This window comes from Microcoleus sp. B7-D4 (assembly GCF_036705125.1).
Classification (GTDB): Bacteria; Cyanobacteriota; Cyanobacteriia; order Cyanobacteriales; family Microcoleaceae; genus Microcoleus.
Window position 1 is genome coordinate 1 of record NZ_JAUBTT010000067.1, and the last position, 25,327, is coordinate 25,327.

Consider the following 25,327-nt stretch of genomic DNA (forward strand, 5'->3'; position numbering starts at 1 on the left):
AGGTAGGCGCAGGGGAATAGCAGGATGCCAGACCAGCCTACGAAGACGAAGCGATCGCGTTTGAGCCAGTCGTCGAGGACATCAAAGATGCCTCTTTCGTTCTGGGCGCGTCCGACTGCGATTGTCATTGGGGTAAAATCCTTTTGCTTGTTAAAAGACCAAGGTTTCTAATTAAAGTTAACATAACTATATATTAGAAGTTCATAATTTTTCAACTAGAACAGTAGAGTTCCCCCACTAGAGGCGTAGTCGATGAAAGCGTGGTTGAGAGGAAGGCCATCTTGGTTGACGATGCTCAGCAACAATCCAACTGACCCTTCGTCGCCAAGCGGCGAGGTGGCGGTGGTTGAGGAGTTGATACACAATCCCGATCAGTCGATCGCGATCGCCTCAGCGAAGCGTCACGCTCGGTGGACTAATTGAATTAAGATTTGGCTTTAAGGCTGTTTAATTTTATGACTGCAAAAACAATGACCTCGATCGATCCTGTCCTGCGCTACCCGGTTTTGGGCTCCCGCCGCTTCAGCAATTACTGGTGGGCGACGGTGGTCAGCATTGGAGGGACTGGTTTCCTGCTGTCGGGCATTTCCAGCTACTTGCACGTTAACCTGCTGCCTTTTGCTGACCCGACTCAGCTTGTTTTCATCCCCCAAGGCATTGCGATGGGTTTCTACGGTGTCTGTGGCGTGCTGTTGGCGCTTTACCTGTGGCTGACTATTCTCTGGGATGTCGGTGGCGGTTACAACGAGTTCGATCGACAAACTGGTAACATTCGGATCTTTCGCTGGGGATTTCCCGGCAAAAACCGCAAAGTTGATTTTACTTGCAAGACATCGGACGTGCAATCTGTGCGGGTGGACATTAAAGAAGGTCTCAATCCCCGCCGCAGTATTTATCTTAAGCTCAAAGACCGCCGTCAGTTTCCCCTGACTAGAGTCGGACAGCCGATTGCTTTGTCTGAAGTGGAAAATCAAGCGGCCGAATTGGCTCGATTTTTGCAAGTTCCCCTAGAAGGACTTTAGGGATTTTCGATTGGCGATTTGATATCTGAGATTGGTAATGTCTCGTAGGGTGCGCCGGGCCGCGCACCTTACCTACCTGGTAAGTGAAAAAGATTGATCGGCGAGTAAGCCCGTTACCAATTTTGGAATCTATCAATTAACCATACTTGCGAAAGTTTTTGATTGCCAACCGTAGAATAAGGGTTTCAAGGCTCCAAAGCAAGTTCGCTATCCAAGGAAAATCGCTGGTTTTAGACTACGAACTAAAAACAGTTCGGACTATTGAATTAAAATCTTTAGTTGCAAAGTCCGTAATTGACTCAAAGTGAAAATACAAATGCAAATGCAAATCAAAATTCAGCGGTGGTTGTTCTCACTTTTAATAATTGGCGCGTTGTTTGTCGGAGGATGCAGTAGTTCCCCTGTGGCAAACTCGACTCCGACACCGAATCCGGTGTCGGGTGAAAATATTTCTTTGTCTCCGTCTCCTTCTCCTGCTGCTGTAGCGGCGAGTTCGCAATTTAGCAATTTGCCACGATTGCAAGGAAAAGCAACGGTGGTGATGACGGTTAAAGGTGCTCCAATTACGATCGAGCTCGACGGCACAAATGCGCCAATTACTGCGGGCAATTTTGTCGATTTGGTTCAGAAAGGAGTCTACGACGGGCTGGTATTTCACCGAGTCGTGCGGGAACCTCAGCCTTTTGTAGTTCAGGGCGGCGACCCCCAGGGTAAAGACCCTAAATTCCCTACGGCGCGGCTGGGAACTGGTGGTTTTATTGACCCGAAAACTACTGTAGAACGCAGGATTCCTCTGGAAATTAAAGCTAAAGGTGCTGCCAATCCGACTTACAGCGCGACGCTACAAGAAGCTGGGGTTAAGGAAAAACCCGTGTTGATGCACAGTCGTGGGGCTGTTGCTATGGCTCGATCGCAAAGTCCTGATTCGGCTTCTTCTCAGTTTTACATTACTTTGACCGATGTACCGTTTTTGGACGGTAGCTATGCGGTTTTTGGGTACGTGAAGCAAGGGATGGATGTGATTGATAAGATTGAAGCGGGCGATCGCATTGAGAAGGCTACTGTTACTCAGGGTTTGGAAAATTTTAAGCCGGTTAGCTGAAGGTAGTCATTAGTGATTAGTCATTAGTGATTAGTCATTAGTGATTAGTCATTAGTGATTAGTCATTAGTCATTAGTCATATCAAATCCGGTAGCATCGGAATTAATCTTACCCACAGTCAGGACACGGCACTGCCGTGTCCCTACAATTAATCTGGCGCGCAAGAAACGGCACTGCCGTGTCCTCTATACCATTCCGGTGTAACCGGAATAGATATCATTAGTCATCAGTCATTAGTCATTAGTGAATGGATGTTGTTGTTACTGGAATTGGTCTAGTTTCGAGTTTAGGCAGTCTGGAAACTAGCTGGATAAGACTGCTGTCTGCAGAGTCGGGAATTCGGGAACATCAACCTTTTCTAAAAATTGAGCCGCAACCTTTGGCTTTAATTCGCACAAAACCTGCGGATTTAATAACTTTAATTCGGCAGGTTTTAGCAGATGCTTTGCAAGATGCTAATTTGACTTTGCCTTTGCCAGATTGCGGGATTGCGATCGGTTCTAGCCGAGGTTTCCAGGCAAATTTGGAACTGTTGGCGAGGGAAGGAAGAGGGAAGAAGGAAGAAGGAAGTTCAGCAACGAGCACTGTACAAGATGTAACGGATGGATGGAAGACCGAAGTTGGAAGACCGAAGTTGGAAGAAGGAAGAGGGGAGAAGGAAGAGGAAAGAGAATTCTCAATTACCGATTCTCAATTCCCTATGCCCCATGTCCTATGCCCCATGCCCCATGCCCTATGCCCGATTCCCAATTCTCAATTTGTGAATTTTTTGCCTCACATGGGGGCGATGGCGGCGGCGAGGGCAATTGGCTCAATGGGGCCGGTGCTGGCGCCGATGGCTGCTTGTGCGACCGGCCTACAGTCGATCGCCCGTGCTGTTGATTTAATCCGCACTGGTGAGTGTCAGCGGGCGATCGCAGGTGCTGTGGAAGCGCCTATCACACCGCTTACTCTGGCTGGATTTAGCCGGATGGGTGCTTTGGCAAACAATGGGTGCTATCCCTTTGATGAAAATCGGGAAGGCTTTGTGCTCGGTGAAGGCGGGGCTTTATTTGTATTAGAATCTGCCGAGTTGGCAAGGCGTCGTGGCGCTAAAATTTACGGTCGAGTTTCCGGTTTTGGCTTGACAAATGATGCTTGCCATGCTAATGCCCCGGAGCTGGGGGGGAAAAGTGCGATCGCGGCGGTAAATCAATGTTTGAAACGCAGCAATTTATCGGCGATTGATATAGATTTTATTCATGCTCACGGTACTGCAACTGAGTTAAACGACCGACACGAAGCACTGTTAATTGAGAAGTTATTTCACCCAGGAGTTGCTGTTAGTTCGACTAAGGGGGCGACGGGTCATACTTTGGGAGCTTCGGGAGCTTTGGGCGTGGCTTTTTGTTTGATGAGTATTAAATATCAGATGTTGCCGCCTTGCGTGGGAATGAAAAAACCGGGGTTTGAATTAGATTTTGTTCGCTGTGCGCGATCGGCTATTGTCAGAAATGCGGTTTGTTTAAGTTTTGGCTTTGGCGGGCAGAATGCTGCGATCGTTTTAGCGGGCGATCGTTAATTTTTGTAAACTCGGTCGATCGGCATTTAAATTACACGATCTCTCTACAGTTAAAATCTTCTGAGGAGGCCGGAGAACCCCCGCACATCCAATTTAAATCTCAAAAATACTACAATACTTATGTATTTTAGTCAATTAACTGAGAATTTTGGTGAGATTGCTGGTGCTGCTATGCTAGTCTGGCTCTGCATCCCGACGCTAATCCTTGCGTCAAAGCCTCGGAGGCTAGAAAAGAGAGCCAGATTAAAGCAGTATTGTATTTTATTAACGCACCGATGGTGATCAGCGAAAATAGAAGAAAGAAACTGTTTAAATTAAGTCTCAGGTATTTTCACATGGATCTGGCCTCTCATCGATTTATGTCTTATTTTGAACCAGAGCAAGCTGCTCACCTTTGCCAAATAGCTGTTTTGGAGAGTTTTGCTGAGGAAACGCTGGTTTTTGAAGAAGGAGAAACAGCGGATTTTTTATATCTAGTTTTAGAAGGTAAAGTCGAGTTTAGCAAGCGGATCGAAAATCATAAATATCAAACTGTTGCTGTCGCTAACCCAGACGATTATTTTGGCGAACTCGGAGTTTTAGACGGAGAGCCTCGCAGTGCTAGAGCTGTGGCAGTTACCGGCTCGACTTTGGCCAAAATAGACCGTGAAGAACTAATAACAACTCTCCAGTTTGCTAAAGGCAGTTCGGTACTGCAAATGTTTAGTTTCATTACTAAAAATTTACGGGATACCACGGATCAATATGTTAGCCAGTTGGTACACAAACAAAAAATGGTATTGGTAGGAGAAATGGTGAGTACAATTATTCACGATTTCAAAAGTCCTTTTACCGGAATTAAACTCTCCAGTGAAGTGCTCAAAGAAATGCACCCGGATGAGGAAACTCAGGAGTGGTGCGAACTTATTCAATTGCAGGTTCAGCGAATGTTGGGGATGGCTGAAGAAGTGTTAGAATTTTCGCGCGGCAATTCTGTATTAAATAAAAAACCAGTTAATCTAATTCAGACGTTGCAGCAGTTTCAAAAGTTGAACCGAGTTTATTTTGAAGCAGCAAAAGTAGATTTGGTAGTACGGGTGACAGAAGTGATAGTGGAAGCGGATGAAAATAAGATTTTGCGCGTTTTACAAAATTTAGTTGGGAATGCTGTTGAGGCTTTTGGCGGACGAGGGGGGCGGGTGGAGATTGCTGCGTGGCAAAGTGAGGATTGGGCAGAAATTAGCATTTACGATAACGGCCCCGGCATTCCACCTGCAATTAAGGAAAAGTTATTTGAACCGTTTGTGACCTATGGTAAACGGACTGGTACTGGGTTGGGAACGGCAATTGTTAAGTCGATGGTTGAGGCTCACAAAGGGCAAATTACTTATGAGTCGGAGGACGGAAAAGGGACAACTTTTTACATCCGCTTGCCGAAAACCGAGGCTTTAGCAGATCAAAATTAAGTAGGTTAGAAGATATATACTGAGGACTTTTTCACTAAGCCTCAGAGACTTGGTTGATGAGTAGATATTTTGTAATCAAACAATATTTTTCTAAGAAACCGGCTGGAAGAGCGTAAGTCCTAATACTGTGTAGCGACTTGCAGAATAAAGTAGAATTGAATTAACGAAATGCTAAAAATCTGATGCCAGTTACTATTCAAACCTTACCCACAGAAGTTATCAATTTAATTGCCGCCGGCGAAGTGATTGACTCGATCGCCGCAGCGGTACGAGAATTAGTTGAAAATTCTCTGGATGCTGGCGCAACTCGCATCGTTGTTTCTGTCTGGCCCGAACAGTGGCGGGTGCAAGTTGCAGATAATGGTACAGGAATGGATCTGGAAAATTTGCGGCAGGCGGCTTCCCCTCACAGTACGAGCAAAATTACCACTGAAGCTGACCTTTACAAAATTGATACTTTGGGATTTCGTGGGGAAGCTTTGCACAGTTTAGCTCAGTTGGGCTGTTTGGAGGTTTTGAGCCGATCGAATGATTTGGGATTAGGGGATTTTTCGGAAAATCGAGATTCGGCGCAAACCCCCGCTAAATCTTCCTTTAACAAGGGGGGAGTTGAAAATGCTCGATCGGGCTGGCGGGTGGTTTACAATAACGCAGGCGTTGCTGTAGAGCTGGAAACAGCGGCGATCGCTCCTGGTACGGTGGTGACTGTTGATAATTTGTTTGGCAATTGGCCTGTGCGCCGCAGTTTTTTGTCGCCGGCACAGCAAATGCGATCGATCCAATTAACCCTTCAGCAAATTGCTATTTGTCACCCGCACGTTAATTGGCAGTTGCGTCAAGGAAATACGCCTTGTTTGCACGTAACTCCTGGTAGCACAGCGGAACAACTTTTACCTCAATTCGTGCGGGGAATTCGCTTGAATGATTTGCAGTATTTAAAAGTAAATTTGCCTTCATTTCCTGAAAGGAATAAATCGCCAGATTATTTCGCACACACGCAATTGTTTTTGTCAAAAACACAGCCGAGTTACCCATGCCCAATTCCCGATGCCCAATGCCCAATGCCCAATGCCCCATGCCCAATTCCCAATTCCCAGTTTTTAGAATTAGTAATTGGTTTGCCCGATCGCTGTCACCGCAGGCGGCCGGATTGGGTGAAGGTTGGGGTAAATCGGCGAGTTGTGCGATCGCCCGAATTAGAGCAAACTATTCTCAGCGCCTTTGCCCGCACTTGTCCGCGCGATCGCTATCCCGTGTGTTTTGTTCACCTGCAAATCTCCCCTTCGGAAATCGACTGGAACCGCCACCCGGCTAAGGTTGAAATTTATCTGCACGATCCGAGTTTTTGGCAAGAACAAGTTAGCGCGGCAATTGCTCGTGCTTTGCACCTGAACGATGAAGTTTTGCCGTCTGCCCCAATTCCCGATCGAGTGGGAAAATTGCTGAAGGCATCGGAACAAAAAAGTGCTTACAGTGTCGGGATTTCGGCTATACAAAATGAGGAAGGCGACGAACAGGAAAAAGCTAATAAAATAGGATTGATGGAATTGAGGGCGATCGCTCAAGTTCACAATACTTACATTGTTGCAGAACATTCCAGCGGCATGTGGTTGGTGGAACAACACATCGCTCACGAGCGCGTTTTATACGAGCAATTATGCGCGGCTTGGCAGCTAAAATATCTGGAAAAACCAGTAATTCTCAGTCAATTATCGGCGCTGCAAATTGAGAATTTATCCCGCTTGGGTTTGGAAGTAGAAAGTTTTGGCGAACAGCTATGGGCTGCCCGCGAAGTTCCTGAATTGTTAGCCGAGCGAGATGACTGTGCGGATGCGCTGTTTGAGCTCAGTAAAGTCGCAGATTTACAAGCGGCTCAAGTTGCGACTGCTTGCCGTAGCGCTATGCGAAACGGTACTCCTTTGAGTCTTTCCCAAATGCAAAATTTGTTGGATGAATGGCAGCAAACTCGCAATCCGCGCACTTGTCCTCACGGCCGCCCTATCTATTTTGCTTTGGAAGAATCGACTCTGGCTCGGATTTTTCGCCGCAGTTGGGTGATTGGTAAAAGTCACGGGATTTGAAAGTTCATTTGACATCCGAGGGCGTTCACGTCAATCTGGCTCGATCGAAAAAAACATCGTGAAGCTTTATTAAAAATAGGGGCTGATTTAGATAAAACAACTTAGAATATATTAAAATTTAAATAATGCAGTGTTTTTAATATCTTTTGGGCAACAGGCAAGATGCCTGTTCCACAAGAAAAAATGCCTCTATTACCAGCATAAAAAGTTTCATTGTACTACAAAAAGCTGCAACAGGCAAGATGCCTGTTCCACAAGAAAAAGTTCCTGCTTTACCATGAAAAAGGTTAATTATACTACAAAAAAATGCCGATTTACCCGAATAATCTTTGTTGTGGAACAGGCATCTTGCCTGTTCATGATATTAGTCCAATAAGTAAATTAAAAATAAATCAATAAATATGGATTTTCCGATCGCCCGACAACTCTTTTATCGAGAAATAAATCAGCCTGATGGCTCGATTGACCTGGCGAAAGCTGCTCTTTACATGGCTTTGGAAGAATACCCAAATTTAGATCCACACGAGTATCTCAACGCTCTCGACACGATCGCAGATGAGGTGCGCTCACGCCTGCCGGCACAGAATTATCCGCTGCGGATTATTCAAACTATTAATAGCTATTTATACGGGGAGTTGCAGTTTGGGGGCAATGATGCGGATTATTACGACCCCCGCAATAGCTTTTTGAATGAAGTGATCGATCGGCGTACTGGCATTCCCATCTCTTTATCTTTGGTTTATTTGGAGGTTGCTAAGCGCATTGATTTTCCGATGGTGGGAATTGGGATGCCAGGACATTTTTTAATTAGACCGGATTTTGAAGATGCTGGTATTTTTGTTGATGCGTTTAACGGCGGCGAAATCTTGTTTCCTGAAGATTGTCAAGCCAGACTTTCTCAAATTTATGGTCAACCTATGGAGTTGCAGCCGGCTTTTCTCGCCCCGGTAAGTCGCCGACATTTGTTGGGGCGAATGCTGGGAAATCTGAAGGCGATTTACTTGCAACAGGGAGATGCTGTGAGGGTACTCTGGGCGATCGAAAGGATTTTGCTGCTGTTTCCCGAGGCGCTGGGGGAACGGCGCGATCGCGGAATTCTCTATTATCAACTGGGACGCTTGGTCGAAGCGCGCCACGATTTGGAACTATACCTGAGAAATGCTCCGAATGCTCCTGATGCTGCTAGAATTCGCCAATTGGTCGATCGGCTCGATCGGGATCTGTGAACGTGAACAAACCTGACGGTCAACTGAGTACAGTTAGACTGCAGGCTTCTTTTTCCTTTTTTTTCTCATGCTTTTTATAGTGAGGTAGTTCCACCCCCACTTGCTAATATAGTATCAGAGTATTTCCCGATCATGAAGGGGTATAAAAGAATAATTGTCGCTTTGGGTCCCTACACCCGACGAGCCTTTCATCACGCGGGCGTAATTTATTCGGGCTACGGGGCTCCGCGCTCAGATTAATCCCCTCTAAATATACGCCCGGGACTTCCCGGCTGGTAGTTAAATTTGGTATATGTCGCACAGCACACTATAAGACATAAAAGTGAGACTCAATAAACTGCTGACCGACGACCAAATTTCGCTTTTATAATTTTTGCAAAGGTATCTAAAATTGTCAAACAGCTAATTATAACATATTAATTCTCAATTAATACCTATCTTTTGATAGGTTAAATTTGCTTGACATGACTGTAAAATCATAGGTCATTTACCGAACTTCCGAGTCCACTTTCCCGACTGATACCCGCACTGATACCTGCACTGATACCCGCAATGACGAGCGATCGAAAAAGTATTTTGACGTAAAGAGGCACAAACTCATGAACTTTCAGTTTCAACAAGGTTATCTCAACGGAATGCAACCGCTGTCAGCCAATTTAACCAAAAGAATGTCAAAGTCTTTATCATTTGGTTTGGCGCTTTTGTTGGGAACAAGTGCAGTATTCCTAAGCAGCGGCAAAGCCTTGGCATTAGATAATGTCACCGTAAAATACGGTGCTGTTGACGTAACATTACCGATGAGCGACTTACAAAGCTTTGCACAAACCGGCAAACCATCATCTCAACTGCAAAGCGTTCTGAGTCTTGCGAAACAAACTCCCGAGTCGGTGCGCCAAATATTAACGCAAGAAGTCCCTTTAGATTCCCAATTAGTAGCGGGGCTGGCAAATACTTATTTTGGGGAAATTGTTTTCAAACAATTGGGGGAGGTTGCTTATACGCCGGCCACTCGTCTTCAAAGCGCGCCCGCACTGCGCGATGCTTTAGTCGCAGCTTCCAAAGATGGCAAAATATCGCTGATTGAAGTGATGCAAAATTACGGCCCTGCGGCCTTAGAAGTTGACGGGAATCAAGCTATGGCTATTTACCAACGAGTGATTAAAGACTTGCAAAATTTGCAAGCTATGTATCAGAATTCCCCTGCTTTGCAAAATACCGCCGGCCAAGCGGTGAATTCGGCCCGACAAATGATTTGTCAGCCCAGTCCATCAGGAAGTGCGAAATAAATAACTGAAGTTGGAGGGAATTGGGAATTGGGAATTGGGAATTGGGAATTGGGAATTGGGAATTGGGAATTGGTGCTTTTTTTCCTATTAGCTCTAGCTTTCAGCTATTACCAATTACTCATGACCAATTACCAATTATTCGGCTACGCGAGGGTAATAGTTTCCCAGGGAGCATCTCATATTTGCAAAAACACTTCTTTCTTCTTCCTTCTGACTCTTTTCTCCTGGCTCCTGACTCCTGACTCCTAATTCCAATTTCGAGCTTTGCTGCTTTCATTGAGATGCTCCCGTTTCCCATTACCCATTATCCATTACCCCTTACCCATTCTTTGAGATAGTTGCTCGGCTACCCGCTTGAGTCGGCGGAGTTGGTCTTTCATATCTTTTTCCGTCCAAGGGGCGGCAAAGCGATTGAAACCAAATCTAATTAAACGATTGGGAATTTGAAATTCAAAGCGGTTAATCAAGAGAGTTCCTTGGATTTGCGGCTGGCATTCCCAACGATCGCATCCTTTGAAAAATCCGTCAAACCCCCAAACAATTAAACCTGGTTGTCGCTCCAACACAACACTCTCTAAAGAGGGTTGCAAAACAGGAATTTTTATGATAAACAAGCTGCGACTTCCTACGGCAGTATCCCATTCGCCCTGGGGATCGCAGCGTAGCAAGGGATTGAGCCACTTGTGCATTAAAGTACGATCGACTATACAGCGCTCCACCAGAGTAGCAGCAGCCTGAATTTCAATGGATTGCTCGAAAACTTGACGAATTGACATGAGAACCTGCAACAACGAGGGTATTACAAAACTTTGCTTACTTGATAGTCCTTTATTTACTTGTAACGTCAATTTTTCCAGAAATTAAAAGATTGACACACTCATAAATACAGTGTATCATCTTCAAATAAAGTATATATACTGATTATGGAGTTAGTCGAAAGGCACATCATTAAACCAAATCATAGGTTTTATCGAGAAGGCGATCGACTGTCTTGGCTGTGCAAAAATCTTTACAATAGCGCTAACTACATCTACCGTCAAAACTTTTTCGCCAGCCAACAAACAAATGCTCTGGCTGTTTATCTCGCGCTCAAAATAAGTCCTGATTACAAAGCACTGCCCGCAAAGGTAGCACAAAGCACGATCGGCTTAGTCCTCAAAGCATGGACTAGCTATTATCTGGCGGTGCGAAACTATCAGGAATACCCAACTAAATTTAAAGCCGCCCCGAAAATCCCTCATTACAAAGGTTCAAGAGAGCGAAAAAGAGAGGACGGGCGCTATGTAGTTGTATTTAATTGTCAAGCTGTCAGCAAAAGAGCCTTAAAAAAAGGATATGCTCGTCCCTCTGGGACTAATATTTGGTTGCCCTCAAAAGTCAGCTCGATTCTGGAAATCCGGATTGTTCCCAAAGTAGGTTGTTATGTTGTCGAGGTGGTCTATGAAAAGTTAGAACAGCCTTTACAAGTTAATCAGAGAGCAGCAGCCATAGATTTAGGATTAAACAATCTGGCAACATTAACTTACAATGTTCCTGGGTTAGTACCGACAATCTTCGATGGACGGGCTGTTAAGTCAACCAACCAATACTGCAATCAAGTTTCATCGGCATTGAAATCATTGCTGCCCGCAGCGCAAAAAAACAGTAAAAAACTTGCCCCATTGTGGCACAAGCCTAACTGTAAAGTGGATTACTACCTCCACACGACGAGTTCCGCAATTATTAAAGAACTCGTTAATCATCAAAGGGGCTTGCTAGCGATAGGCTGGAACCATGATTTTCAAGATGGGATTAATACTGGTAAGGTTAATAATCAAAATTTTGCCTGTATTCCCCATCGCCGATTCGTGCAAATGTTGCAGTACAAAGGACAACTTGCGGGAATTAAAGTTGTGTTAGTTGAGGAGAGTTACACATCCAAATGTTCAGCTTGGGATTTGGAACCAATTCAACAACATTCCGACTACATTGGCAGTAGGGTAAAAAGAGGATTGTTCAGAACCCAAACTGGACACTTCATAAAGGCCGATGTAAACGGTTCTTTGAATATTGGCACAAAAGCAGTCGGAGATGGGTTGATCCCAAATTCGATAGAGGGTTTTGTAGTTAACCCAGTACATTAAAAGTGTACAAACATTAAATTTAGGCGATGTCTAGATTTTTTGGAACTATTATTAAAGTTTCGTCTTCTCCTTGTCAAATGTGACGTTAACCTGAGAAAAAAATGAATGAAACTTGGCAAGAAATAACTCAACCGATATCGGGCCCCATAGCGGCTTTGTCCGATCGCCTTTTGGCACAGGCCCAGCCCGCAAATCCGCTGGCACAAGCCGAACGCGGAATTAACAATCTCTTTCAGGGCTCAAACATTGAAAATCTCCTCTGGGCCGTCGGTATCCTGCTAGTTGGCTTGATAGTATCAGCCGTCGTCTCATCTATAGTCGGGGGATTGCTCAAGAAGACGACGATCGACAATCGGCTGGCGGCTTGGATTACCGGCCGCCCGGAAGGAGCTGAAACCCCGCAAGTGGAAAAATGGATTTCCACAGCGGTGTTCTGGATCATTTTTATCTTTTTCCTAATTGCCTTTTTCGATCGCCTGAATCTAACGGCTGTCTCGCAACCGCTCAATACTTTTCTCAATCAAATTACCGGTTTCTTGCCGAAGTTAGCCGGCGCGCTAATTTGGTTGGGGATTGCTTGGGTGTTGGCGACAGTCGCCAAAATGGCCGTATCGCGCGTGATGCGGACTTTTAGCGTAGACGAGCGCTTGAATCAGGAGGTGGGCGCAGCGCCCACTGAGCGCCCTTTGCTGCTGAGCGATACTGTGGCGAATGCGCTGTACTGGTTCATTTTTCTGCTGTTTTTGCCGCTGATTCTCGACTCACTGGAAATGCAGCAGGCTCTGCTGCCGGTTAATAATTTACTCAACCAAATTCTGGCGGCAATTCCGAAAATTCTGGAAGCTGTGCTGATTGGGTTTGTGGGCTGGCTACTGGCTATGGTGGTGCGGCGGATTGTCACGAATCTGTTGGCTGCTGCTGGGGCGGACGGTTTGGGCGCTCGGTTTGGAATTTCGCGGACTTCTGGCGGACAATCGCTGTCGTGGATTGCCGGGACGATCGTCTATGTTTTGATTTTGATTCCAACCGCGATCGCAGCTCTCAACGCTTTGGACATTCAAGCGATTTCGCAGCCGGCAATCGCGATGCTCAACGACATTTTGGGCGCGGTACCCAAAATCTTCACGGCAGCCCTGATTCTGGCGCTTGCTTACATTTTGGGGCGCTGGGTAGGCGATTTGGTTACTAATATCCTGACCGGAATTGGCTTTAACAATGTCTTTTCTTGGTTGGGAGTGCAGGCACCGAAACAGTCGCTGAGGCTACCGCCAAGTTCGATCGATCCGGAGGCAACGATTCTTCAGGAACCGGAACTTCCGGCCCGCACACCTTCTGAGTTTGTCGGTATTGTGGTGCAGGTGGGCATCATCCTGTTTGCTGTGGTGGCAGCTACCGACGTGCTGCAAATTCCCGCGCTGACGGCGATTGTTAGCGGTATTGTCCTGGTTGCAGGTCGGGTGCTCGCCGGTTTGGTGGTATTTGCGATCGGCTTGTATTTGGCGAATCTGGCGTTTAGTTTGATTGCCAGTTCTGGAACTCGTCAAGCGCGGCTTTTGGGCCAAGCGGCTCGGATTGCTATTATTGCCTTTGTTTCGGCCTTGGCGCTGCAACAGATGGGCATTGGCAGCGATATTGTGAATTTGGCTTTCGGGCTGCTGCTTGGGGCGATCGCAGTTGGTATTGCTCTAGCTTTTGGTTTGGGCGGGCGCGAGATTGCGGCCGACCAAATTCGCGAATTGTTAGCGTCGTTTAAACAAGATAAGACGCCGCGTTCGTAACTCTATAAAATGGCGTTTGTCAAGTACAAACGCCATTTTTTTATGATTAATTTCATTGTAAGGGTCGCGAACCAATCGCAAAGCCTTTGAATTTGAGGATACAGCTATAGCAATCCTCGCATCATTTGCATAATTATTGTAGGGGCAATCCCACGCCCGGTTGCCCGATAGATAGGGGGTAGGCACTCTTAGCACTACCCGTACAAATTTATCTGAATCATTTAGGATTGCTATAGCGCGTCGCGTGAGAACCCCGGTCTTTCCCGCAGGGTATGAAACGCAGTTGCAGCCTTTAGGCTGCGAGTAATCTGTGTTATAATCTAACAATGCGGAACAAGTAGGCGTATCAACTACGTGTTGAACCATTCCTAGAACGGTGAAATTCCGGGCAGTAAGACACCCTCAGCATTTTTGACCGAAGAACGAGCCCGCCTGGCCCCTGGCTTTAGACGGGGGGATAAGTCGGTAGCGGTTTCAACCGCCTTCAGTTTTTGATATAATTCAAACAGCAAGTAAGAATAACCATCTACGCGAAGAATCATCAAGCGTGCGGAGAAATCCCGGCAACGGAGACATCCGCCTTTGATGCGGAATACTTAAAGGGCGAATAATGGCAGGGTGAGGAGCGTACCTATCTGGCTCGTGCGATGGACTCTGAAAGTAAGAAAAACTCTAAAAGTAAGCGCAATTGCAATATCTTTGATACGGGTATTGTTTTGAGCGTCTAGGGGGACTTTTGCCTGTCCCTTCCAAGTTTAGCTTGGAGAATCCCCAGGCTTCAGCCGTGGGGAGTGTCAAATCACCATAATCAGTGGTTTTTATTAGCCCGTTTGGAGCGAGCCTTTGGGAGGGTTGGGTAATTTTTGATTTTAGATTGACCAGCGCAAAAGTTGAGGTAGAGCAACTCAACCATTCTTAGGCCGCTTTTTGACAATTTTTTCAACTTTCAGGTCCATCAAATTAAGGAAGTATTTATTACGTTCAGATAAATTTAATTCAATCCTCACAAATCACTTTTCTGTAAAACTCCAAACACCATTCCAGTTATCAGGCACACCCTCCCTCATCAATTGCTCAATCCTCTCCAAATAAAGGAGAGCAGTTTTATCAGCAGGATGTACAGCAATCACCTTCTCAAAACTTTCTCTCGCAGATTCCAGCCGATCTTTGTGCCGATATAATTCCAATCCTTGTTCAAAATCCAGTTTGGTTTTCAACTTCAGTACCCTGACATCCTCATGTTCTGCATCCAGGACCTCATAAACCGCAATCGGCTCATTTCGTCCCTTCACAATCGCCCGGTCTAAAAAGCGCAATTGGTATTCATCGGCATTAGTTGAATCGTCTAGCACTTGCTGAGAAATCAGAAGAGAAACGCCGTAAAACTTTGTTAGCCCTTCCAACCGTGCCGTTAAATTAACATTGTCAGAAAAAGCATCACCCTGCATCCGGTTCTCTTCGCCGACCATGCCCAGCATCATGTGACCCACATGAATACCAATCCCAATCTTAATAGGTTGCTCACCTGCCTGAAGTCGCCCCTGATTAAATTGCTCAACGACTCTAAACATAGCAACGCCCGCCGCCAAAGCATCATTGCCTCCATCTGGAAAAACAGCCATCATACCGTCCCCCAGAAACTTGACAATCAAACCATGATTAGTACGAATTTCTGGACTAACTTTCTGCAAATAAGTATTGACAAAAGCAAAATTTTCCTTGGGAGTCATTTTTTCAGACAGCGTAGTAAAGGAGCGAATATCAGAAAACATCACTGCCATAACTTTGCTGACATGATCCCCTAATTGCACATTAGTAATACTTTTCTTCCGCAGAAAACGCAGATAATCATGAGGAACAAAGCGACCATAAGCTGTCAGCAGCTCTTCCAAATTTTGATTTGCCCTGGTCAATTCCTTCTCTCGTGCTTTGACCGTATTGACCATCTGAGTAAAGACTCGTGCCAGTTGTCCTAGTTCGTCACTGCGTTTAGCAACCTCTGTTAGTGCATCCGGTTGAAAAGCATCTCGTTCCACCTCAGAAGCAGCACTTGTCACCTTACCAACTTGCTCAATATATGCTGCTTGACGTAAAATTTCAGCTTTGAAAAGTCCTTCAGCTTCCTGTCGCTTGAGGAAATTCAAATAGGCATTGGAGTGATAGCGGATGCGAGCGATCAGTTCCATGCGATCTGGCAGTTTCACTAGGTAGTCATTGGCGCCAAGTCCAAAGGCCTTAGCTTTGATAGTAGGGTCTTCTTTACTGGACAGCACAATTAGCGGAATATTACAGGTAAAACTGTCTTTGGATCGTAGAAATCGAACTAACAGCAAGCCATCCATTTGGGGCATAACCAGGTCTTGCAGTATGACAGTTGGCTGGCACTCCTCCGCAATGTCAAAAGCTTGAGTTGGATCGCTACAGTAGTGAAATACGATGTCCGGTTCGGAAGCCAACATTCGACGAATGGCTTCACTAATGATGGGTTGATCGTCAATTAATAAAACTGTTATTTGCTCGTGTATCAAAGTTGTCATAAGTGGTAAAAAGAATAAAGTCAGTATAGAGAGCCAGCTTTTAACTAATCCGTGTTTGACGTTTTATTAGATGTATTTACTTAATTAGCGGTTTAGTATGAGATTTTGGCGGAGGGTAGTGCCGATCGCATCTGGTGATAAAACCTCTACAGCAGCATTCAACTCAACCGCTGCTTTAGGCATTCCATATACCACACAACTGTCCTTATTTTGAGCAATCGTGTGCCAACCTTGAAGCTTCAATACGCTTAATCCCTCCGCCCCATCTCTACCCATTCCTGTTAGCAGAATCGCAGTTCCCTTGCGCGTCCAATGTTGAGCAACACTCTTGAAAAATACGTCAACTGATGGACGATAGGGATAATTAATCGGCTCTTTGGTGTAGCCGAGAGTCAAGTCCGGTTTTAAATACAAATGATCGTTAGTACCTGCCACTAAAATAGTTCCCTTTTCCAATCGATCGCCCGCAACCGCAATTCTTATGGGCAATACTGTTTGTTGTCTCAACCAATCAACCAATCCACTAGAAAACTGATCGTCTATGTGTTGGACGATCGCGATCGCTGCACCAAAACTAGCAGGTAGCTGCGAAAGGATGGTTGCTAATGCTTTCGGGCCACCTGTAGACGATCCAATCGCCACTAACGGGACAGTAGATACAGTAGATGAAAGTCCACTTCGTCGATCCAATTCCAGCGATGAAATGGACTTTTTTGCTTGTATCTTTGTTGAAGAAGGCTGTTTTAGCAGTTTGCGAATTGTGCCAACTTTAGCGAGTAGCGCGTTTGCTGTATTAACGCTGTCTGCTCCACTCAAAACGGGTGTATCAACTGCATCTAAAGCGCCGTGTCCCATCGCTTCATAAACTTTTGCAAGATTTTTATCAGCACTGGCTGTAACAATCAGAATGCGACAAGGAGAGTGTTTCATAATCTGACGGGTTGCTTCTACTCCATCCATGACAGGCATCAGTAAATCCATTAAGATTATGTCGGGCGTATCTTGAGCGCACTTAGCAACTGCTTCTGCTCCATCCCGTGCAGTCCAAATCACCTGGTAGTCAGAAACTGTCTGCAAAACCCGTCGGAGTGCAGCAGTTGCGATCGCCAAATCATTAACAATTGCAATTCTCATCAGCAAATCCCCCTAAATTAAACGTAAAACACGGATGAGTCAGTCGATTTTAGATTTTAGATTTTAGATTTTAGATTTACCCCACAGATAAATCAGGGATCTTGAACTTTGGTCTAAATTTTTTATCTTTCCACGACAGGAGTACGTGGCACGGTATCCGTTTTTGGGCTGGGTCAAAAGCTCGGTGTCTATGCCTTCTTCCTTCTGCCTTCTTCATTCTACTTATCAACGCCCAATTAAATTCACGACGGCATCAATCAGGGTGGCATCATGAAAACTACTTTTAGTTAGATAGTAATCTGCACCCGCTTCTAAGCCCTGAATCCGATCCTCCTCGCGATCGCGATAAGACACAATAATCACAGGAATGGAATACAAACGGGAATGGTTCTTCATTTGCTTCACCAGTTCAATCCCATTCATGCGTGGCATATCAATATCACTAATCACTAAATCGTAGTGGTTAGTCCGAACAGCATTCCATCCCTCCATCCCATTGACAGCAATATCCACGCTATAGCCGCGATTTTCTAGCAGCTTACGTTCCATTTCCCGCACCGTGATCGAGTCATCCACAACCAAAACTTTCTTGCGTTTGTCTTTAACGACATCCGTTACCTCGCCTCCCACCTTTGTTAATCGTCCGGCGTTGAGGATAGCATCGATCGATCGCACCAGATCCGATACATCAACAATTAGAATCGGCGAGCCATCTCCCATTATAGATGTGGCACTAATATCAGGTACTTTGCCCAAACGCGGATCGAGTGGTCGAACCACTAAATCGCGCTCACCTAAAAACTTGTCCACCACCAAACCATAGGGATTAGATTGATCGCTGATCACCACCACAGACAGCGAACCTGGATTAGAGGATGGTTCAGGTAATTCTAGAACTTGATGGGCAGCGATTAAACCAATATTTTGTTGATTCATCGTAAAGTATTGGCGATTTTCCACCTCCGAAATGTGCGATCGCTCCACAGTAACAATCTGATCGATGCGAGCCAGGGGCACCGCATACGGCTTGCCAGAAACTTCCACCAACAACGTGCGAACCACCGACAGCGTTAGCGGCAGTTGAAAGTGGAAACTCATTCCTTTGCCCGGTTGCGATATAGCACGCACCGTTCCGCCTACTTCCTGTGCCATACTTTTAGCAATATCCAGACCCACACCTCTTCCAGAGATTTCCGTTACCTGTTTAGCGGTGGAGAATCCAGGTAAAAACAGAAACTCCATCAATTCAGCATCCGTAAGCTGGGCTGCCATTTCCGAAGTTGCCAGGTTTTTGTTAATCACCTTTTGGCGCAACTGCTCTGGATTGATACCTCGCCCATCGTCGGAAATGGTAATTGCTAGCATTCCACCTCGATGAAATGCCTCCAGTCGAATCATACCCACCGCCGATTTTCCAACAGCAGTCCGTTCGTCTGGTAGTTCAATTCCGTGATCCGTTGCATTTCGCAAGATATGAGTCAGGGGAGCTTCCAGCTTTTTGAGAATGTCGCGATCGACCGGCGTTGCCTTACCTACAATTTCTAACCTAACTTGCTTATTCAACTTGCGTCCCAAGTCGCGGATCATGCGCGGAAAGCCTTGTACGCCATCCACAAAGGGACGCATATGCGAGGTAATGACTTCCCGGTAGAGGCGATCGGACAGATTAGCAGTCCGTTGGGCATATAGCTCCAGTTCCCCCAAGCGCTCGCCCAGAAAGTCTAGACACTCTTGTTCTTGGTTTCTTGCTGTTTCTAGATACTCCTTTCCTTCTGGCTGATAGGCACCGTGTTCAAGGCTATCCTGCAACTGTTCTAGCGTTCTGGAAATTTCGACCATCCGCCGTTTCAGGGACATCATGGAGTCTGCGTAGGGTTGCAGCCAGTTGGCTTCAATCAGTGACTCACCTGCGAGCCCCATAATTCGATTTAAGTTCTCAGCACTGACTCGCACTACGCGATCTTGAGTAGCCGCGTGTTCTGATTCTGAAGAGGAAGATTTACCCCGCTCTGGACTTTCCTGCACCATCACGTCTGATGGCGATGATTCAGCTTGATCGATCGCGATCGCGGTATATGAAGATGTGGACTGAATGCTAGATTGGTTGGAAATTTCTAGGGATGATTCGGAAACTGTAGAAGCGACTGAAACACGGGACTGAGAAACTATATTTTCCTCTTCTCCATCTCTAACTCTCGCGCGATCGAGTTTGGGTGCAGATTCTGGGGTCAAAATAGCAGTGATCGCCCCTCTTGTTATTTCAAATTCGGCATTATGTTCTGCTAACCAACTGGCTAATTCTACATCGCTTACTTGACCTATACCTTCGAGCAAATCCACACCTTGAAGCAGCACATCGACACAATCGGGATTCAGTACCACTGTCTTGTTCTGTGCTGCCACAAAACAGTCCTCCATCACATGAGCTATATTGACTAACGCATCGAGCCCAACAATGCGAGCAGCCCCCTTAATCGAGTGGGCTGCTCGCATTAATGTTTCCAATGCCTGCGTCGATTGAGAATTGCTTTCCAATGCCAGCAATCCCTCATTCAAGATAGCAACCTGTGCTTCTGCTTCCAGGCGAAATAAGTCCATCATGGAGTCATCGCCAGTCAGCGTCGCTGTTACATCTGGGGGTGCTGTAGGGGTTGTTTTTGTAGTATCCAGTGCCGCTGACACAACTGGGGGTGCTGTAGGCGTTGTTTTTGTAGTATCCGCTGCCACTGTTACATTTGGGGGTACTGTAGGCGTTGTTGTGATAGTTGGGTTGGAGGAAATGGCGATCGCCCTTTCTTCGTGTCCTGCGTTATCAGAAGGGATAAGTTCAGAAGGGACAACTAAAGTTGTCTTCGGTACAGACTCAGAAGATGTTGTCTCCTGACTAAATGAAGACACATCAGTACCCACTTCGTTCGCCTGAACTGAAGGAACAGCCATCATGTTAACTTCAGAGGACAAGACGATCGAAATAGCTTTTTGGGTCGTTGCCAAATCCCAGGAATGCTCCCTCATCCACCGCTCCTGCTCCTCCTCTGTCACTTTGCTCATACCCAAAAGTAAATCACCCGCATGAAGTAAGACATCAATTTGCTCATCACCTAGGGTAACGGTCTTGTTCTGAGCGGTAATCAAACACTCCTTAATGAGTTGTGCCAGATGGGAAATCGCCTCCATCTTTACAATTCGAGCAGTTCCCCATACCGAGTGGGCTGCCTGAATTGCTTGCCCAAGTTCGAGCATAGAGAATGGTTGCGTTTTGAGTATAGGAAGCACTTCCTTGAGGATGGTGACCTGAGTTTCAACTTCCTGACGAAATAGCTCCAACTTCGAGTGATCGCTCATAATCCGCTCCGTGTTCTGCTACAAAATTTTGTGATTGAGGGTGTAGAACAACAATTCAGAATCGAGATAATTGACTTGATTGCCATGCCAATGAATAATTCCCTGGGTGTAAGCCTCAGTGGCTTTAGTAATCACAATAGGGGCATCTCGTAATTCATTTAGGTGGAAGCGGTAAACTCCATGAACTTCATCAACCGGAAAGACCCACTTATCGTTTCCCTGCCCTGCCATTATCATTCGTTTGGCATTGGCGGATGTGACAGTGGAGGAAGTCTCCTTAGCCGATTCTAAATTCAACAAATGACTCAGGGAAGCACAAAGCAACGTTTCCCCGCGAATGTTCACCAGTCCCAAAAATAACTCGTTGCTGCGATGGGGCAGGGGTTGAATGACACAAGGAGGGGTCACTTCTTGCAGAATTCGGACTGGAAGAGCTAATCGCTCATTCCCAAGTCGAAAGATCATGACCGAAATAGCATCCGCTGTGTGGATGACTATTTCATCGCCTTCTACATCCTCGTGGTCTACGGGTGTTTCTGCCAGAATATTGAGCCACTCATCTAAGTAATTCAGTGGTGGTTCGCGTTCTAGCAAACTATCGCCAGCTTCTGCATAAACTGGGCATTCATAGCAATGTATCACAGTTGCTAATTGACCGCATGAGCGATCGCCCATGACCCCAATTTGATTCCAGCAGTCATTCAGGGAGCTTTCTACAGTCAATGGTTCACTCCAAGGGTTAGTCATAACTAATTTGGTTGTTAAGTAAATCCACCTAATTAAACGTAATGTCGGGCTAAATGTCGGGCTAAAAAGTTTGCTGTATAAGCATTCTTCACCTCGATATTCTTCCTCATTCCTTCTATAGCGGTTCTCAAGCGTTGTGATGTATGGGGGCGAGTCCAATGCCTATGCCCCATGCCCGATGCCCCATGCCCCATGCCCGATGCCCCATGCCCCATGCCCCATGCCCCATGCCCGATGCCCCATGCCCCATGCCCGATGCCCCATGCCCCATGCCCCATGCCCCATGCCCCATGCCCCATGCCCAATGAGTACCTCATGTTACTGAGAAAGGCTATAGTTAACCATCTTTACCGATAAGTCTTAGACCGGGATATCTCTTTCCGTAATCCTTGGGCTGCATCATCCAGTTGTTCCAAGGCACTATTCGTTTCACGTAAAGCATCCACTGTTTGATGAGAAGCTTGACCGAGTTGCTCCATTGCCTCGCTAATTTGCTGCGCCCCCTCCGATTGGTCTTCAATGCTTTGACTGACTTGTTCAAATCGAGGTGGCAAACTCTGTACTTGAGTGATGACTTTCGCAACTTGGTCGCTAATCTTGCTGACTCGATCTACACTATTGTTCACCGAGTTGTTGAATTTATCCATTTCCATCACACCAACCGTAACCGCCGATTGCATATCTTTTACGATTTGCTCAATTTCGAGCGTAGCGACTGCCGTCTGATTGGCAAGTCGTCGAATTTCTCGCGCAACAACCGCAAAACCCGCACCATATTCTCCCGCTTTTTCTGCTTCGATAGCTGCATTCAGTGACAGGAGGCTGGTTTGGTCTGAGACCTTTGTGATTGTGGTCACAACATTGCTGATGTTTCCGGCTTTTTTATTCATCACTCCTAGTTTGGAGGAGATAGAAGTCGTTGCCTCCGCCAGTTGCCTCATGACATTTTCCATCTCGGCGAGTTCATCCTGACTGTCGTTTGCAGAGATGGCGGTTGTTTGAGCCATCCCAGCAACTTGTTCCATTGTCTTTACCAAAGTTCTGGAGGTTGCAGCAATTTCCTGTGCAGTGGCGGTGACTTCATTGGTGGAAGCAAGTTGTTCAGCAACAGTGGCCTCTAATTCTTTACCAGATGCTGCAATTTGAGTTGCAGAGGTTGTAATTTGCACCACTGACTGTTGCAAGCTCTGAATCAGCGCATTACTGAGAAATCGGCCTAAAAGAATTGCTACCCCAGGGCCGATCAGCATAGCAATAATTGTCCAAAACTGTGATTGGCTAATAGCTTGAGTGGCATTTTTTTCGGCTATAGTAGCAGTGTCTTCATTAATTCTCAGTGCTTCTAGAATCGCTGCTGTTGCAGTATCAAAGGAGGCACGATTGGTCTTGGCACGATTGCGTAGCTGCTCGAAAACACCAAGGGCTTTTCGAGTATTGGCTATTTCTAGAGGATTAATTGGTCTCTGACCAATTAACTCCACCTCTCTGGCATAGGGATGCAGAATTCCTAAACTTTCAAATTGCTGGTTTAGTTTGAGAAAATCTTCATGATCGTTTTTCCATCTATCCCAGTTACTCTGAAGGTTTTTATAGTTTCTATTCTCTTCTTCCGTTCGAGGAGTGGCTTCATACTGCTTAAACCCTTCCTCGATTTGATTCCAAGCTTTTTTGATTCGCTCTAACTCAGCTTGTCGTTCCTGGGCGGTTAGTCCAGCAATCAATAAAGCTCGTTCTGACGATTCAATCTGGGTTTGGCCTTCGTTGACTTTCCACAATCCAACCAGGCTCGGCAAACTATTATTGCTTAATGTATCGATGTTACCACTTAAGCGCAACGTAGAGATTAAGCCCACTAGCCCTACGATAAGAACCAATGCTCCCATGAAATTGAAAGCGGTCTTAATGCGACCTTGTAAAGATTGATCTTTGAACACGTTATTCACCATAAATACTGCCTCATTGTTATCCGCATAATTGGGTATTTTGCTGTATCTTCTGAACTCGCTGCTTAAGAATTTCTGCACCCACAATATCGCCCCGATGTTCTTTCAAAAGAGATAGATGTATCAGGGCTTCGTAGCAGTTAGGATTAAGGTAAAGTGCTTTCTGAAAATATCGCTCAGCTTGAGCATTTTCAGTTTTTGCTTGATACAATGTACCCAGTAAAGTATAGGCTTCAACATTAGTAGAGTTGCCAGCCAAATATTCTTGGCAATGATTAATTGCCTTTTCTACTTGCCCGACATCCGCTAATTGTCTAGCCAGTTCCAGCCCCGAATGAGTTTTTGTGCTGCTGACTTTATCTGTTGATTGGATTGCTTTAGAAGGCAATTGAGAAGTAGACTGACGGGTAACGATCGCGGTAGATGAGGTATTGCCTGCTAGAGTTCGGGGCTGTTCTATCTGGGTTATGTGACTTTTGTTCAACGGTAAGCTTTGCTTTAATTCAGTAGATGCTGAAGTCTCTCTCAATGGCGACTGCAATTGAATGATATCAGATTTCCGGTACGCAAATGTAAAGGATTGTCGAATTGAAATAAAGGGATGGCTGGGAACTTTTCCGGTTTCAGCCGATCCGACGCAAAGTAATCCGTTTGGAAGTAACAAACGATCTAGGGTATTGAAGACTTGAGTACAGGCAGTGGGTTCCAAATAAATTAATAGATTGCGACAGAAGATAATGTTATACTTGGTTTCGGCATCAGAAAACACATCTAAAAGGTTGCCCTGGCGAAACTTAACGGTATTCCGAACGGGTGCAATGACTTCATAGCCGGCTACTGTTTGTTGAAAATAACGATCGCGCTCAATCCAGTCTTCGCCCCGAAATGAGTTTTTCCCATAAATGCCTCGCTGCGCTTTGGCGATCGCCTGTTTGCTAATATCGATCGCATCAATGCTGAACCGATTTACAGACAAGCCAGCCTCCAGTAGCGCGATCGCCATTGAATAAGGTTCTTCGCCACTGGAGCATGGTACGCTTAACAGACGCAGTTTGGTCGAACCTGATTTGTTTAACCATTCAGAGCGGACGTAGTTGATCAGGAAATCAAAGGGTTTGCGATCGCGAAAAAACCAGGTTTCTGGAACTACAATTTTTTCAATGAGTTCTTCTAATTCTTGGCGTGAGGTTTGTAAAACTTTGAAATAGGTATCAAAATCGGGTAAACCACAAGCTGTTTGACGAGTTTGGACGGCTTTGGCAATTTTGTGAGAGCCGATGATATTAGCGGCAATTCCAATTTTTTGACTTAACAAGGTTTCAATTTTTGCTAGGCTCATCAGTATTGGGCGCTCCTGCTGCTAAATAAAGGTGTCGTGCATCAGTGAATAGTTGCTCCAGATGAATCCGCTGAATCATGCCGTTTTGATCGAGAATCATTCCGCCTAAGTAAGGTGCTACGTTCATGCGAGCATCGGAATTTACTAATTCAGTTTCTGGCTTATCCAATGTCTTGATTACCCGTTCCGCCATCAATCCCAGGTATTGCAGCCTATTATCATTAGTGGAAGAGCTGACCATAATAATCCGCGTACTCAATTTAAAGCCGCTTGGTTTTCCCTGAATCAGATGGCAAAGGTCAATAACAGGTGCGATTTTACCTCGGTAGTTAAATAATCCTGCGACATACTCCGGTACATGATTCATCTTCCTGAGAGGAACTCTAGGTATTACTTCTACCACGCGAGAACTCTCGATGGCATAGGAATCTTTTCCAATATAGAAGAGTAACATTAACATGGTAAGACCTCTTGCTTCCTCAAATAGTAGGTAAAAATACAGAAGTTTTGAAGTTAAAAATTACACATAAAACTGTTTAAAGTCGGCTAAGTTTTTGACTGTAGTCGGGAGCATATCACTTGTGCAGCCCAGCTAGAAATTGGAGTTTGGAGACACGAGACAGGAGGCAAGAGTCAGAAAGAAGGAGCCCGAAGAACT

Annotated in this window: 19 protein-coding genes and 1 pseudogene; 10 read left to right on the top strand and 10 right to left on the bottom strand. The window is 45.7% G+C overall.

Translation table 11 applies throughout. From position 1 onward, the window contains the following. Nucleotides 1–128: pseudogene (locus QUB12_RS24710) on the bottom strand (photosystem II D2 protein (photosystem q(a) protein)); the annotation flags it as partial. 124 nt (nt 129–252) lie between these two features. On the opposite strand from QUB12_RS24710, the gene QUB12_RS24715 reads away from it, so the two are divergent. From QUB12_RS24715 to QUB12_RS24750, 8 genes are all read left to right on the top strand, one after another. After that, nucleotides 253–423 (top strand): hypothetical protein, encoded by a 171-nt coding sequence (locus QUB12_RS24715; RefSeq protein ID WP_333139181.1) that lies wholly within the window; start codon nt 253–255, stop codon nt 421–423. 32 nt (nt 424–455) lie between these two features. Then, the gene (locus QUB12_RS24720) at nt 456–1,022 is read left to right on the top strand and encodes a photosystem I assembly protein Ycf4 (RefSeq protein ID WP_333139179.1); all 567 of its coding nucleotides are present in this window, start codon (nt 456–458) and stop codon (nt 1,020–1,022) included. 316 nt (nt 1,023–1,338) lie between these two features. Next, nucleotides 1,339–2,124: a peptidylprolyl isomerase gene (locus QUB12_RS24725; RefSeq protein WP_445252062.1), complete on the top strand. Its 786-nt coding sequence runs from the start codon at nt 1,339–1,341 to the stop codon at nt 2,122–2,124. A gap of 247 nt (nt 2,125–2,371) precedes the next feature. Then, nucleotides 2,372–3,685: a beta-ketoacyl synthase N-terminal-like domain-containing protein gene (locus QUB12_RS24730; protein ID WP_333139175.1), complete on the top strand. Its 1,314-nt coding sequence runs from the start codon at nt 2,372–2,374 to the stop codon at nt 3,683–3,685. A gap of 335 nt (nt 3,686–4,020) precedes the next feature. Then, nucleotides 4,021–5,130, top strand: a complete 1,110-nt coding sequence (locus QUB12_RS24735; RefSeq protein ID WP_333139173.1) for an ATP-binding protein — start codon at nt 4,021–4,023, stop codon at nt 5,128–5,130. A 182-nt stretch (nt 5,131–5,312) separates the two neighbouring features. Then, nucleotides 5,313–7,211, top strand: a complete 1,899-nt coding sequence (gene mutL / locus QUB12_RS24740) for a DNA mismatch repair endonuclease MutL (RefSeq protein WP_333139172.1) — start codon at nt 5,313–5,315, stop codon at nt 7,209–7,211. Between the two features lie 401 nt (nt 7,212–7,612). Next, nucleotides 7,613–8,437, top strand: a complete 825-nt coding sequence (locus QUB12_RS24745; RefSeq protein ID WP_333139169.1) for a SirB1 family protein — start codon at nt 7,613–7,615, stop codon at nt 8,435–8,437. Between the two features lie 599 nt (nt 8,438–9,036). Beyond that, nucleotides 9,037–9,723 carry an alpha/beta hydrolase gene (locus QUB12_RS24750; protein WP_333139167.1) on the top strand — a complete coding sequence of 229 codons (687 nt, stop codon included), beginning with the start codon at nt 9,037–9,039 and terminating at the stop codon, nt 9,721–9,723. Nucleotides 9,724–10,034: 311 nt separating this feature from the next. Here QUB12_RS24750 and QUB12_RS24755 read toward each other — a convergent pair whose 3' ends face one another. Next, nucleotides 10,035–10,499, bottom strand: coding sequence for an SRPBCC family protein (locus QUB12_RS24755; protein ID WP_333139165.1), 465 nt, complete (start codon nt 10,497–10,499; stop codon nt 10,035–10,037). Nucleotides 10,500–10,646: 147 nt separating this feature from the next. On the opposite strand from QUB12_RS24755, the gene QUB12_RS24760 reads away from it, so the two are divergent. Then, a complete protein-coding gene (locus tag QUB12_RS24760; protein ID WP_333139163.1) occupies nt 10,647–11,846 on the top strand; it encodes a transposase in 1,200 nt (399 codons plus the stop codon). A 101-nt stretch (nt 11,847–11,947) separates the two neighbouring features. Then, a complete protein-coding gene (locus QUB12_RS24765; RefSeq protein WP_333139161.1) occupies nt 11,948–13,624 on the top strand; it encodes a mechanosensitive ion channel in 1,677 nt (558 codons plus the stop codon). A 1,010-nt stretch (nt 13,625–14,634) separates the two neighbouring features. Here QUB12_RS24765 and QUB12_RS24770 read toward each other — a convergent pair. The 8 genes from QUB12_RS24770 to QUB12_RS24805 form a co-directional block, all read right to left on the bottom strand. Continuing rightward, nucleotides 14,635–16,161, bottom strand: a complete 1,527-nt coding sequence (locus QUB12_RS24770; protein ID WP_333139158.1) for a response regulator — start codon at nt 16,159–16,161, stop codon at nt 14,635–14,637. Between the two features lie 84 nt (nt 16,162–16,245). Next, nucleotides 16,246–17,295 (bottom strand): chemotaxis response regulator protein-glutamate methylesterase, encoded by a 1,050-nt coding sequence (locus QUB12_RS24775; protein ID WP_333308828.1) that lies wholly within the window; start codon nt 17,293–17,295, stop codon nt 16,246–16,248. A gap of 225 nt (nt 17,296–17,520) precedes the next feature. Continuing rightward, nucleotides 17,521–20,640, bottom strand: a complete 3,120-nt coding sequence (locus tag QUB12_RS24780; RefSeq protein WP_333308831.1) for a hybrid sensor histidine kinase/response regulator — start codon at nt 20,638–20,640, stop codon at nt 17,521–17,523. Between the two features lie 18 nt (nt 20,641–20,658). Next, on the bottom strand, nt 20,659–21,387 hold the full coding sequence (locus QUB12_RS24785; RefSeq protein ID WP_333308833.1) for a chemotaxis protein CheW: 729 nt from the start codon (nt 21,385–21,387) through the stop codon (nt 20,659–20,661). 32 nt (nt 21,388–21,419) lie between these two features. Further along, a complete protein-coding gene (locus QUB12_RS24790) occupies nt 21,420–21,704 on the bottom strand; it encodes a hypothetical protein (protein ID WP_333308835.1) in 285 nt (94 codons plus the stop codon). A 30-nt stretch (nt 21,705–21,734) separates the two neighbouring features. Further along, nucleotides 21,735–23,333, bottom strand: coding sequence for a methyl-accepting chemotaxis protein (locus QUB12_RS24795; RefSeq protein ID WP_333308837.1), 1,599 nt, complete (start codon nt 23,331–23,333; stop codon nt 21,735–21,737). Nucleotides 23,334–23,349: 16 nt separating this feature from the next. After that, nucleotides 23,350–24,669, bottom strand: a complete 1,320-nt coding sequence (locus QUB12_RS24800) for a CheR family methyltransferase (RefSeq protein ID WP_333308839.1) — start codon at nt 24,667–24,669, stop codon at nt 23,350–23,352. After that, nucleotides 24,650–25,129, bottom strand: coding sequence for a chemotaxis protein CheW (locus QUB12_RS24805; protein WP_333139145.1), 480 nt, complete (start codon nt 25,127–25,129; stop codon nt 24,650–24,652). The genes QUB12_RS24800 and QUB12_RS24805 overlap by 20 nt, the downstream gene beginning before the upstream one ends. Between the last annotated feature and the right edge of the window lie 198 nt (nt 25,130–25,327).